We start from the raw sequence: 11201 nt of genomic DNA, 5'->3' as shown, positions 1-11201 counted from the left end.
AGATGCCCGCGACTGCCCCCGTATCACCTCTTTTCATCATCGGCGCAGCTCGGTCGAGGTGCGACTCGGCCCGGATCGTGTATGTGTACGTCGTAGAGGGTCGGCTTCGTCCCTCCGCACACCGAGGAGGCAGCATGGCGAACGGCCGTGGGCAGGGCGAGTCCCGCCGCGCCAGCGACCGCGGCCGCTACGGCCGGCTGAACCGGGAGCGGGTGCTGGCCAGCGCCCTGGAGCTGGTCGACCGTGAAGGGCTCTCGGCGCTGAGCATGCGCCGTCTCGGCAGCGAGCTCGGCGTGGAGGCCATGGCGCTTTACCGGTACGCGGCGAGCAAGGACGCCCTGCTCGACGGGCTGGTCGAGGCTCTGTACCTGGAGCTGGAGGAGCGACTGGCCGCCGGCGCGGCGGCGGACGCCGACTGGCGGGCCGCACTGCACCGCGTCGCCCGCACCACCTACGACGTGTGTCTCACACACCCCCAGGCGGTACCGCTGATCGCCACGCGTCTGCTCGCGGTCCCGCTGGCCCGGCGGCCCGCCGCGGTCCTGCGGGACCACGAGCGGGTGCTGGCCCTGCTACGGGACGCCGGTTTCGACGAGGCGGCCACGGCCGGCCTGTTCCGCGCGTTCACCGCCTGGCTGCTGGGCTATGTGTCCGTGGAGCTGCGGCCCACGGTGGACAACCCGGACGAGACCGATCCGGCCTTCCGTCTGGGGCTGCACCGGCTGCCGCCCAAGGAGCTGCCGACCCTGCGGGAGACGGCGGCCGCGCTCGCCGAGCGGGGCGGTCCCGAGGGCCTCGCGGCCGGCCTGGACGCCCTGCTGGACGGCTTCACCGGCGGCGCCCCTTCCGCAGCATCCGGCTGAACGGCGTGTCCGGGCGCTCCAGCCGCTCGCCGTCGAGCGTGATGTCCACGGCCTCGTTGAAGAAGGCGATCCGCCCCTGGATCGCCGTCACCGCGGGCAGCGGCTCCGGGTAGCTCCAGACGATGTTGGGCGGTACGTCGCCCTCGCCACGCCAGGACCAGTACGCGGCGGTGCCCTTGTAGGGGCATCCGGTGCTGTGGTCGGTGGCGTCGAACAGATCGAGGCGGACGTCCTCGCGGGGGAGGTAGTACCGGGTGGGCAGGGAGGTCTCGAAGAGCAGCACCGGGGCGTGGCTGTCGGCGACGACCCGGCCTTCGATCTCGACCCGGACGTGGCGGCTGCTGGGCAGGGCGTCCACGCGTTTGTGCGGGTCACGGGGGTGGACGAAGATCTCCTCGTCCTCCTCGTACCAGTGGTCGAGGCCCGTGTCCGTGCGCAGGAACCACTCGAAGGCGATGTGGCCGGCCAGGTCGTCGGCGGGGAACGTCCAGGCCGCATTCTCACGGACGTCGCCGGCGGTGTCGAGGTCGTAGAAGACCTGGGAGCCGGTGTGGGTGCCGGTGGGCGGGTTCTTCGCCGGGCGGAGGAGGTCGGTGCGGACGTCCTCCCGCGGGAAGGCGTACTGCGGCACGGGCAGGCCGGGTTCCCAGACAAGGACCGGGTTCCGGCTGTCGACGACGGTGACATCGCCCTTGAGGCCGCGCACCCAGCGCTCGCTGGGCTCCCACAGGAGGCCTTCCGGGGTGGTCCTGATCGACCGGGCGGTGGGGTGGGCCGGGCGGCTGTTCATGGCCGGTGCTCCTTCCGGAGGGTCCGGATGCGGGTTCCTCTCCACGGTCCCATGCTCGGTTCCCCGCTCTCAGCGCGCCCCGTCCAGCCGGGCCCGCTGCTCGCGCTCTGCTCGAAGAGCTTGGGGGAGGTCCGTGCCGATCGTGCGGTACCGCATACCTGTCGCTCCCTCCGGCGGGTTCCGGGAGTGAGTCTTCAGCCTGGAGTGCTCTCGAGGTGAGACGGGCCGAGCGGTGGTCCCCGTGTGGGGTGCGTCGTCAGGCCGCACTCACCGGATGCGTGAGGTTCGCTCCGGTCGCCGGGGCGAACACGTGAGCCTTGGCCATGTCGACCCGCAGCTCGAGCGGTTCGCCCTCGCGGGCACGCGTGGCGGCGTCCAGACGGGCCACGATCTGCTGGGTGTCGGTGCCGGTGTCGCGCAGGCCCGAGTCCTTGGCGAGCTCCTCCAGTTCGGTGGTCGTGGCGGGCCCGCCCTCCGCGGTGAAGTAGACATACGCGTCGGAGCCCAGCGACTCCAGTACGTCCACGGTGACGGTGCAGACCGGACCCGTCCGGTCCCGGTCCTGGGACAGGGCCACGTCCTCGAATGCCTCCGGCCGCAGCCCGACGATGACCTCACGGGGCGCGTTCTGGCGTTCCAGCGCCTGCCTCGTACGGTCGTCGAGGGTCAGGTCGCCGAGGGGTGAGCGCAGGGCACCGTGCTCCAGAGTGGCGTTCAGGAAGTTCATCGCCGGGGAACCGATGAAGCCCGCGACGAAGAGGTTGCGCGGCAGGTCGTACAGCTCGGCGGGGGTGCCGATCTGCTGGACCAGGCCCTGCCTCATGACCACGACGCGGTCGCCCAGCGTCATCGCCTCGGTCTGGTCGTGGGTGACGTACACGGTGGTCGTGCCGAGGCGCCGCTGCAGCCGGGAGATCTGGGTGCGCATCTGTACCCGGAGTTTGGCGTCCAGGTTGGACAGCGGCTCGTCCATCAGGAACGCCTTGGGATCACGGACGATCGCCCGGCCCATGGCCACCCGCTGGCGCTGCCCGCCCGAGAGGTTGGCAGGCTTGCGGTCCAGGTGCTCGGTGAGGTCGAGGATCTGGGCGGCGTGCGTCACCTTGGCGTTGATGGTGTCCTTGTCCACCTTGGCCAGACGCAGCGGGAAGCCCATGTTCTCCCGGACGTTCATGTGCGGATACAGGGCGTAGCTCTGGAACACCATGGCGACGTCGCGTTCCTTGGGGGCCAGGTCGTTGACGACTCGGTCTCCGATGCGCAGGGTGCCCTCGGTGATGTCCTCGAGTCCGGCGATCATGTTCAGGGTGGTGGACTTGCCGCATCCCGACGGACCGACCAGGATCACGAACTCGCCGTCGGCGATCTCGAGGTCCACGTCCTTCACGGCGAGGGCCCCGTCGGGAAAGCGCTTGGTGACTCCCTCGAGGATGATCTCGGCCATGGATGGTGCCTCCTTGCCTTCATGCCTTCCGGGTCCGGATACCGCGGTCGGTGTCCCGGACCGGTGGCCTGCCTGCCACGGTCGGCCCGTTCACCCCTTGACCGCCCCGGAGGTCAGTCCGGCGACGATCCGCCGTTGGAAGAGCAGGACGAAAACGATGATCGGGATGGTGATCACCACAGCGGCGGCGGCGATCGATCCTGTGGGCTGCTGGAACTGGGAGCTCCCGGTGAAGAACGCGATCGCGGCGGGCACGGTGCGCGCGGACTCGGTGGACGTGAGCGAGATGGCGAACAGGAAGTCGTTCCAGCAGAAGATGAACACGAGAATGGCCGTGGTGAACACGCCGGGTGCGGCCAGCGGCGCGATGACCAACCGGAAGGCCTGCGCGGGCGTCGCCCCGTCGACCTTGGCGGCCTTCTCCAGATCCCACGGGATCTCCCGGAAGAACGCCGACAGGGTGTAGATGGCGAGCGGCAGGGAGAAGGTCATGTACGGGATGATCAGCCCGATCCAGGTGTCGAAGATCCCGATGATCCGCTCGATGTTGAACAGCGGTGACACCAGGGAGATCGGCGGGAACATGGCGATCAGCAGTGACATGCCGATGAGTACCCGCTTGCCGGGGAACCGCAGCCGGGCCACCGCGTAGGCGGCCATGGTGCCCAGGGCCACCGCGATCACCGTGGCGATGAGGGCGATGCCGATCGAGTTGATCAGCGCACGGGTGAACTCGGTGGTCTCGAAGATTCCCCGGTAGTTCTCCCAGGTCCAGTCCGTGGGGATGTAGTTGCCGTCCGTCAGGGTGGCGGGGTCCTTGAACGACAGCGCGGCGATCCACCACACCGGGAACAGGGCGTACAGCACCACCACCACGTTCAGGACGCCCCATCGGGCGGCATGTGTCTTTCCCACTGCGGCCATCAGCGCTTCACCTCCGCTCCCGGTGCTGCGGTGCCGAAGAGTTTGACGAAGGCGAAGGCGATGATCGCGACGCAGATGAAGATCAGGACCGAGATCGCCGAGCCGATGCCCAGGTTCAGCGCGGTGAACAGGTTGTCGTACCCGAGGATCGACAGAGAGCCGGTCCCCTGGGCGCCCCCGGTCAGGATGTAGATGTTGTCGAAGATCCGGAACGCGTCCAGGGTGCGGAAGAGCAGTGCCACCAGGACGGCCGGCTTCATCAGCGGCAGCATGATCTTGGTGAAGCGCTGCCAGGCGGTGGCGCCGTCCACCATGGCCGCCTTCAGGGTCTCCTCGGGGACCAGCGCGAGGCCCGCGAGCAGCAGCAGGGCCATGAACGGCGTCGTCTTCCACACCTCGGCGAGGATGATCAGCCAGAGGGCGGGCCACTGTTCGGTCAGCGGAGCCTCCCCGCTGGGCAGCAACTCGGCGAGGTATCCGAGCTCCGGGGTCCAGGCGTACTGCCAGGAGAAGGCGGCGACCACGGTGACGATCCCGTACGGAACGAGGACCGACGTGCGGACGGCGCCGCGCCAGAAGATCGTGCGGTGCATGACCAGGGCGAGGCCCATTCCGAGGGCCAGTTCGATCGCCACGGACACGGCGGTGATGAACAGCGTGACCCAGAAGGCGTCCCACCAGAACGGGGAGGACAGCACCGCCCCGTAGTTGCTCAGGCCGATGAACTCCGCCTGTCCGGGGAAGCGCAGGTCGTACCGCTGGAGGGACAGATAGACGGCGTACCCGATGGGGTAGGCGGTCACGGCGATCATGACGACGACGGCGGGCGCGCAGAGCAGCCAGCCGAGCCGGCGCTCCTGCCTGGCACCCGCGGAGAGTGCCGCCCGGTCCGGCTCCGCCTGCTCCGTCTGTGCCTCTGGGGGCGGTGGGGGTCCGGCGGGTTGCGCCCGTGTGCTCATCTCGGGCCGCCCGAGGACGCGGCCCGCGCGGTGCGGCGCCGGGCGACGAAGTGGTGCGGGAAGTGGTGGTTCACGGGATCACACCCTCGGATCGCAGGGCCTGGTCGATCTGTTCCCGGATGGTGTCGACCGAGCTCTCCGGACTGATCTCGGACGGCGGGGACAGCGTGTGGGAGACCGCGATCGACACGTTCTGGTAGACCGGAGTGATCGGGCGCACGCTCGCCGACTCCAGGGCGGCCAGCACTTCCTCGGAGAAGGGGTACTCCTTCATGAACGCCGGATCGTCGTACAGGGCGCGCAGCGTGGGCGGCAGACCGCCCTCGAGCGCGGCGGTGAGCTGGTTCTCCCGGTTGCGCAGGCACAGCGCCGCCTCGAACGCCAGGTCGGGGTGGCGTGAGTAGGCGCTCACCGCCAGGTCGATGCCGCCGATGGTGGGCCGTGCCGGGCGGTTCGCGTCGACCCGGGGGTACGGCGCCCAGCGGAAGTCCTTGAACAGCTCGGGGTTGTTCGCCCTCATCGACGGATAGACGAACGGGTAGTTGAGCTCGAACGCCGCCACCCCCGACTCCATGGCGAGCCGGTTCTGGTCTTCCATCTGGTTGGACAGGGAGGGGTCCGCGGCCGGGGAGTTCGCCAGATCGCGCATGATCCCGGCGGCCCGCACGGCAGGAGGACCGAGGGAGGGCTCGGTCGCGCTCGCGTTGAGGATGGAGCCGCCCGCACTGTTGACCAGCGTGTTGAACCAGACGGTCAGGCCCTCGTACTGGGCTCCCTGGATCTCCACGAAGTGCGGTTTGCCCTGCTGGGCGAGGTCTGCGGCCATGTCGAGCATCTCGGCCCAGGTCCTGGGCGGAGTGGGCACCAGGTCCTTGCGGTACCACAGGAGCTGGGTGTTGGTGTTGTACGGGACGGCGTACAGCTTGCCTTTCCAGGTCGAGGTCTGCAGCGGTACGCGCAGGGTGCCCTCGGTGGCCTGCTGCTTCACCGCCCCGGTCCATTCCCGGATCCAGCGTGCCTCGGCGAATTCCGCGGCCCAGGTGACGTCCAGGCCCAGGATGTCGAGCGAGTCGTCTTCGGCGGCGAGTCTGCGCACGAGTTGCTGGCGCTGGCCGTCCGCGGCACGCGGGAGTCTGTTGTAGCTGATCGAGTAGCGGCCGCCCGACGCCTGGCTGCACCGGTCGGCCGCCTTCTGGAGCGCTCCCGAGTCGTCCGGGAAGTTGTACCAGTTGAGGGTGGGCCTACCGGAGTCCTCGTCACCGCCGCAGGCGGCGAGCACCGACGCCAGCAACGGCAGCACGGCGAACGCCCGCAGCCATCGCGTCCCTCTGGGACGCCCCCTCTGACCTGAAACCGGTCGGCAGCCGCACCTCGCGTGCACGCGCTCCACACCTCGCTTCCGGACGGTGGCAGGGGACTCGGGCCTCGCAGCGTTTTCCTCCCGGCGAACACTAAGAGGTACATAGGGCATGATCAAGCACATATCGCACCTAATCACCCAAAGGCTCACTGGGGGCCGACTCGGCGAGCCTGCGGGCATGGAAGGGGAGACGGTCGACCTCGGCTGCTTCCCGCTGCCCTGCGGCAGGGTGCGCGATCCGTCCGGCCGTTCGGCATGGAAGGGTCCGCCGAAGCCGATCGATGAGGGGGGCGCCGTTCTGTGCGTGGCCGTGCGTGTCGGCCGGACGCGGCGTCAAGGGAACCTCTGAGCAGGTGAGAGTGCCTGAACAATCGCCCCGGTGACGCGCCCGGACCGAGTCGGGGCGCGGTGCACGACCGCCCCATGGCGCTCGGTCCCATCCGGTCCCACGAACAGCCGAGGGCCGGTTTCGGATTCCTCCGAAACCGGCCCTGACCAGCGACTCTCACAAGTCGGGACGACAGGATTTGAACCTGCGACCCCTTGACCCCCAGTCAAGTGCGCTACCAAGCTGCGCCACGTCCCGATGCGCGCATCCGCGGTGAACCGCGTGATCGCGCGGACAGCACTTTACCCCACACCCCCTGCCGCGCCGAAAGCGGGCCGGGCGGGACAATCGGCATATGGGCAGCACTGGAGAGACCTACTCGGACCGGCCGGGCGACGGCGCACGGGACCGCGACCACGAGGGGCGGGCGCGCAACGCCCGGCCGCGGGACGGTCTCGGACGGCCCCTGCCGTACGGCGCGGACGGCGTGCCCCGGCAGCCCGAGGGCGTCGTCCGCACCCCGCGGGAGACCGTCACCGAGGCGCAGCGGCTGCTGGACGAGGGGAAACCGTTCCACGCGCACGAGGTCTTCGAGGACGCCTGGAAGTCGGGACCCGACGAGGAGCGCGAGCTGTGGCGCGGTCTCGCCCAGCTCGCCGTGGGCCTGACACACGCCGCCCGCGGCAACCTCACGGGCGGGGCACGACTGCTGCGGCGCGGGGCGGGCGCGGCCGAGGCCTGGGTGTCCGCCTCCGGGCAGGAGCTGCCGCACGGGATCGACGTCGAGGGCGTGGCCGCGTGGGCACGGGAGCTGGCCGGGGAGGTGGAGCGGAACGGCCGTGCCGTGGACGCGGGGGCACGGGCGCCTCGGCTGCGGGGTGCGGCGGCCGGGGGCTGAGCCGGGGCGGTGAGGACCGAGGTAGCGGACAGCGGCCAGGATGCGGAGCCGGGAAACGGCACCCGGCAGTCCGACCGCGGTGAACCCGCCGCCGACCGCGTGCGGCAGACTCGGGGCGTGCGAAAGATTCATGTCATCGGTATCGGCGCGGGCGACCCCGACCAGCTCACCCTGCAGGCCGTCAGGGCGATGCGGAGCACGGACGTGTTCTTCATCCTGGACAAGGGCGAGGTGAAGGCGGACCTCACCGCACTGCGGCGGAACATGCTCGACGCGCACCTGCCGCAGGGGACGGCGTACCGGGTCGTCGAGGCGCGCGATCCGGAGCGGGACCGCGGTGCCGGTGGCGCGGCCTACTCCCCCGCCGTCGGGGACTGGCGCAGCGCCCGGGCCGACATCTACGAGCGGCTGATCGCCGAGGAACTCGGCGCGGAGGAGACCGGCGCGTTCCTGGTGTGGGGGGACCCCTCGCTGTACGACAGCACGCTGGGGATCCTGGAGGAGGTGCTGGAGCGCGGCACCGTGGCGTTCGAGTACGACGTCATGCCCGGCATCAGCAGCGTCTCGGCGCTCGTCGCCCGGCACCGCACGGGGCTCAACCGCGTTGCCCGGCCGGTGCAGATCACCACCGGCCGACGGCTCGCGGAGGGCTTCCCGGAGGGCGTGGACGACGTGGTGGTGATGCTCGACGCCCATCAGACGTTCCGGCAGTACGCGGACGAGGACGTCGACATCTACTGGGGCGCCTACATCGGCACCCCGGACGAGGTCCTGGTCTCCGGCCCGATCGCCGAGGCCGCGCCCCGCATCGAGCGGCTGCGCGCCGAGGCCCGTGAGCGCAAGGGCTGGATCATGGACACGTATCTGCTGCGCAGGCATCCCCGCGCCTGACACCGGGGCGCGGGGCCCGGAGCGCGGCCACCCCGGGAGGCTTCCCGCCCGTCACGGCCTGCTCCTCTCCCGCACGGAGGCCGGTGCCCGTGAGGTGGCGGTGATCACCCGGGCCTGGGCCGGCGGGCCGGTCGGCTGGAGGCCCGGCTCGGGCGGGACTTCGGCCGCCCCTCGGACAGCGGCCTGCGCCTCGCGGTCGACGCGATCGCGAGGCGGCTGCTGACGGAGAACCGGGGCCAGGGGCTGCTGGGCAGGGCTGCGAAGACCCGGGCGACCAGCGCGGTGGATCCGTCCTATCCGAGCCCCAGCCGTTCCAGCACCCCCGCCACATCGGGTACGGCTGTCACGCCGTCCGGCAGCGGCGGCCGCCGGACCACCACGACCGGCAGACCGAGCTCCCGGGCCGCCGTGAGTTTGGCGGCCGTGGCCGCTCCCCCGCTGTCCTTGGTCACCAGCACGTCGACGCGGTGCTCGCGCAGCAGGGCCGTCTCGCCGGGCACGGTGTACGGGCCGCGGGCCAGCAGCACGTGGGTGTCGGGCGGCATCGGCGGCTCGGGCGGATCCACCGACCGTACGACGAAGTGGAGTCGCGTGAGGTGCGCGAAGGAGGCCAGGCCCAGGCGCCCGGTGGTGAGGAACACCCGGCGGCCGAGACGGGGCAGCAGGTCCGCCGCCGCGTCCAGGGAGGGGACCGGGTGCCAGAGGTCCCCGCGGCCGGGCTGCCATCCGGGGCGGCGGAGCACCACGGCGGGGACGCCGGTCGCGGTCGCGGCCCGTGCTGCGTTGGCCGTGATCGAGCCGGCGAAGGGGTGCGTGGCGTCGACGAGCGCGGTCACGCCCTCCGCCCGCAGCCACCCGGCCAGCCCCGCCGCCCCGCCGAAGCCTCCGACGCGCACCTCCCCGTCGAGCGCGCCCGGCTTCGCCACGCGCCCGGCGAGGGACGTCGTCACCCGGACACCGGGGTGCTCGGCCAGCGCGGCGGCCAGTGCGCGGGCCTCGGTCGTGCCGCCGAGGATCAGGACGTGAGGGGACACGGCGCCGAGCCTACGAGGTCCCGTACGGCGGACAGCGGGACGGGTGCGGACCGGCGGGCGCGGCGCGCGGTGGCTATGGTCCTGGCATGGAGTCCGTGCGTGCCGTGCTCGTGGACATCGACGGGGTGCTCACCGTCTCGTGGCGGCCGCTGCCCGGGGCGGTGGAGGCGTTGCGGGAGATCCGGGAGGCCGGGCCGGTCGTCCTGCTGGTGACGAATACGACCTCCCGGACCCGGGCGTCGATCGCCGGGACGCTGGCGGACGCGGGGTTCCCGGTGTCCGCCGAGGACATCCTGACCGCGCCCGCCGCCACCGCCGCGTACCTCGCCGAGCACTGTCCCGGCGCCCGGTGCGCGCTGCTGAACAGCGGCGACATCGCGGAGGACCTCGACGGGGTGACCGTGGTCGACCCGGCGGACACCGGCAGCGTGCCGGATGTGGTGCTGGTCGGCGGGGCCGGTCCCGAGTTCGGCTACGAGGCACTCGACCGGGCCTTCGGTCATCTGCAGCGCGGCGCCCGGCTGGTGGCGATGCACCGCAACCTGTACTGGCGTACGGACGCGGGGCTGCGGCTGGACTCCGGTGCGTTCCTGGCCGGGCTGGAACGGGCCGCCCGGGTGGAGGCGGAGATCACCGGCAAGCCGGCGCGGGCGTTCTTCGACTCGGCGCTCGCCCGGCTGGGCGTCGGCGCGGACGCGGCCGTGATGGTGGGGGACGACGTCGAGTCCGACGTGCTGGCGGCGCAGCGGGCCGGTGCCACCGGGGTCCTCGTGCGCACCGGCAAGTTCCAGCCGGAGACGCTCCGGTCCGCCGACGGCACGCCCGATCACGTGATCGACTCGTTCGCGGACCTCCCGGCGCTGCTGCGGGGGTCAGCGCAGCAGTAGCTGCAGGCCGCCCAGGACGGTCGCCGCGATGACCAGCTGCTCGAACAGCCGCTGGTTGATCCTGCCGACGGCCCACGTGCCGAACAGCGCGCCGGGCACGACGAACACCACGAGGGCCAGGTCGAGCAGGAGCGAGCGGCCGTCGATCAGGCCGAGGCCGGCGCTGAAGGGCAGTTTGGAGACGTTGACGATCAGGAAGAAGAAGGCCGACGTGCCGAGGAAGCCGAGTTTGCGGAAGCCTGCGGACAGCAGGTACATCGACATCACCGGGCCGCCCGCGTTGGCGACCATGGTGGTGAATCCGCCCAGGACGCCGTACGAGCGGGCTTTGAGACGGCCCGGCCGGGTGGTGACGGACTCCGGCTCCTCCTCCGTGCCGGCCGTGCGCCGGCGCCACACCGTCACACCCGCCATCAGCAGCAGGATCACGCCGATCGAGGTCCGTACGACCGCGTCGTCGGCCCACATCAGGAACACCGTGCCGACGACGACGCCCGCGGCGACCGCCGGGAACAGCCGCCACAGCGTGGGCCAGTGCGCGTGCCGCCGATAGGTGGCGACGGCGAGGAGGTCTCCGGCGATCAGGACCGGCAGCAGGACGCCGGTGGAGGCGCGGGCGGGCAGCACCGCGGCGAAAATGGCGAGGCTGACGGTGTTGGCCCCGCTCACCGCGGTCTTCGAAAAGCCGACGAGCAGGGCCGCGAAGGCGAGGGCGGCGAACTCCCAGCCGGTGATGTGCCAGAGCGTCATGGTGTTCATGCGAACACTGATGCTATGGGCAACGACCCGGGGCGGGTAGCGGCGTCTCGCCTGGTGGGCCGGG

The 11201-nt window shown here is 71.3% G+C and carries 11 protein-coding genes and 1 tRNA gene; 4 read left to right on the top strand and 8 right to left on the bottom strand.

The features are described from left to right. The first annotated feature begins 134 nt into the window (after positions 1 to 134). The gene (locus tag ACZ5TL_RS05115; protein WP_468587779.1) at positions 135 to 863 is read left to right on the top strand and encodes a TetR/AcrR family transcriptional regulator; all 729 of its coding nucleotides are present in this window, start codon (positions 135 to 137) and stop codon (positions 861 to 863) included. Here ACZ5TL_RS05115 and ACZ5TL_RS05110 read toward each other — a convergent pair. From ACZ5TL_RS05110 to ACZ5TL_RS05085, 6 genes are all read right to left on the bottom strand, one after another. After that, a complete protein-coding gene (locus ACZ5TL_RS05110; RefSeq protein ID WP_468587777.1) occupies positions 829 to 1653 on the bottom strand; it encodes a DUF427 domain-containing protein in 825 nt (274 codons plus the stop codon). The genes ACZ5TL_RS05115 and ACZ5TL_RS05110 overlap by 35 nt on opposite strands. A 256-nt stretch (positions 1654 to 1909) precedes the next feature. Beyond that, positions 1910 to 3097 (bottom strand): ABC transporter ATP-binding protein, encoded by a 1188-nt coding sequence (locus tag ACZ5TL_RS05105; RefSeq protein ID WP_468587775.1) that lies wholly within the window; start codon positions 3095 to 3097, stop codon positions 1910 to 1912. Positions 3098 to 3187: 90 nt separating this feature from the next. After that, the gene (locus ACZ5TL_RS05100) at positions 3188 to 4021 is read right to left on the bottom strand and encodes a carbohydrate ABC transporter permease (protein ID WP_468587773.1); all 834 of its coding nucleotides are present in this window, start codon (positions 4019 to 4021) and stop codon (positions 3188 to 3190) included. After that, positions 4021 to 4980, bottom strand: coding sequence for a carbohydrate ABC transporter permease (locus tag ACZ5TL_RS05095; RefSeq protein WP_468587771.1), 960 nt, complete (start codon positions 4978 to 4980; stop codon positions 4021 to 4023). The genes ACZ5TL_RS05100 and ACZ5TL_RS05095 overlap by 1 nt, the downstream gene beginning before the upstream one ends. Before the next feature lie 70 nt (positions 4981 to 5050). Beyond that, complete coding sequence (locus tag ACZ5TL_RS05090; RefSeq protein ID WP_468587769.1) at positions 5051 to 6280, bottom strand: ABC transporter substrate-binding protein; 1230 nt, start codon at positions 6278 to 6280, stop codon at positions 5051 to 5053. 572 nt (positions 6281 to 6852) lie between these two features. Continuing rightward, positions 6853 to 6926: transfer RNA gene (locus tag ACZ5TL_RS05085), tRNA-Pro, on the bottom strand. A 97-nt stretch (positions 6927 to 7023) separates the two neighbouring features. On the opposite strand from ACZ5TL_RS05085, the gene ACZ5TL_RS05080 reads away from it, so the two are divergent. Both ACZ5TL_RS05080 and cobF read left to right on the top strand, forming a co-directional pair. After that, positions 7024 to 7566, top strand: coding sequence for a DUF309 domain-containing protein (locus ACZ5TL_RS05080; protein WP_468587767.1), 543 nt, complete (start codon positions 7024 to 7026; stop codon positions 7564 to 7566). A 117-nt stretch (positions 7567 to 7683) separates the two neighbouring features. After that, complete coding sequence (cobF, locus tag ACZ5TL_RS05075; protein WP_468587765.1) at positions 7684 to 8457, top strand: precorrin-6A synthase (deacetylating); 774 nt, start codon at positions 7684 to 7686, stop codon at positions 8455 to 8457. A gap of 293 nt (positions 8458 to 8750) precedes the next feature. On the opposite strand, the gene ACZ5TL_RS05070 is transcribed toward cobF, so the two are convergent. Beyond that, positions 8751 to 9491, bottom strand: coding sequence for a cobalt-precorrin-6A reductase (locus ACZ5TL_RS05070; protein WP_468587763.1), 741 nt, complete (start codon positions 9489 to 9491; stop codon positions 8751 to 8753). An 86-nt stretch (positions 9492 to 9577) separates the two neighbouring features. On the opposite strand from ACZ5TL_RS05070, the gene ACZ5TL_RS05065 reads away from it, so the two are divergent. After that, the gene (locus tag ACZ5TL_RS05065) at positions 9578 to 10378 is read left to right on the top strand and encodes an HAD-IIA family hydrolase (protein WP_468587761.1); all 801 of its coding nucleotides are present in this window, start codon (positions 9578 to 9580) and stop codon (positions 10376 to 10378) included. Here ACZ5TL_RS05065 and ACZ5TL_RS05060 read toward each other — a convergent pair. Next, a complete protein-coding gene (locus tag ACZ5TL_RS05060) occupies positions 10364 to 11137 on the bottom strand; it encodes a sulfite exporter TauE/SafE family protein (RefSeq protein WP_468587759.1) in 774 nt (257 codons plus the stop codon). The genes ACZ5TL_RS05065 and ACZ5TL_RS05060 overlap by 15 nt on opposite strands. Positions 11138 to 11201 lie beyond the last annotated feature (64 nt).

It is taken from the genome of Streptomyces sp. NPDC033136, assembly GCF_055578235.1.
Note: the sequence above shows the minus strand (reverse complement) of the source record. Positions and strands in the feature narration are given on the sequence as shown.

Bases quoted from the DNA above. Each gene is read 5' to 3' on its own strand.
- ACZ5TL_RS05115 (WP_468587779.1), top strand. From the start codon at position 135: ATGGCGAACGGCCGTGGGCAGGGCGAGTCCCGCCGCGCCAGCGACCGC.
- ACZ5TL_RS05110 (WP_468587777.1), bottom strand. From the start codon at position 1,653: ATGAACAGCCGCCCGGCCCACCCCACCGCCCGGTCGATCAGGACCACC.
- ACZ5TL_RS05100 (WP_468587773.1), bottom strand. From the start codon at position 4,021: ATGGCCGCAGTGGGAAAGACACATGCCGCCCGATGGGGCGTCCTGAAC.
- ACZ5TL_RS05065 (WP_468587761.1), top strand. From the start codon at position 9,578: ATGGAGTCCGTGCGTGCCGTGCTCGTGGACATCGACGGGGTGCTCACC.
- ACZ5TL_RS05060 (WP_468587759.1), bottom strand. From the start codon at position 11,137: ATGAACACCATGACGCTCTGGCACATCACCGGCTGGGAGTTCGCCGCC.
- ACZ5TL_RS05095 (WP_468587771.1), bottom strand. From the start codon at position 4,980: ATGAGCACACGGGCGCAACCCGCCGGACCCCCACCGCCCCCAGAGGCA.
- ACZ5TL_RS05080 (WP_468587767.1), top strand. From the start codon at position 7,024: ATGGGCAGCACTGGAGAGACCTACTCGGACCGGCCGGGCGACGGCGCA.
- ACZ5TL_RS05105 (WP_468587775.1), bottom strand. From the start codon at position 3,097: ATGGCCGAGATCATCCTCGAGGGAGTCACCAAGCGCTTTCCCGACGGG.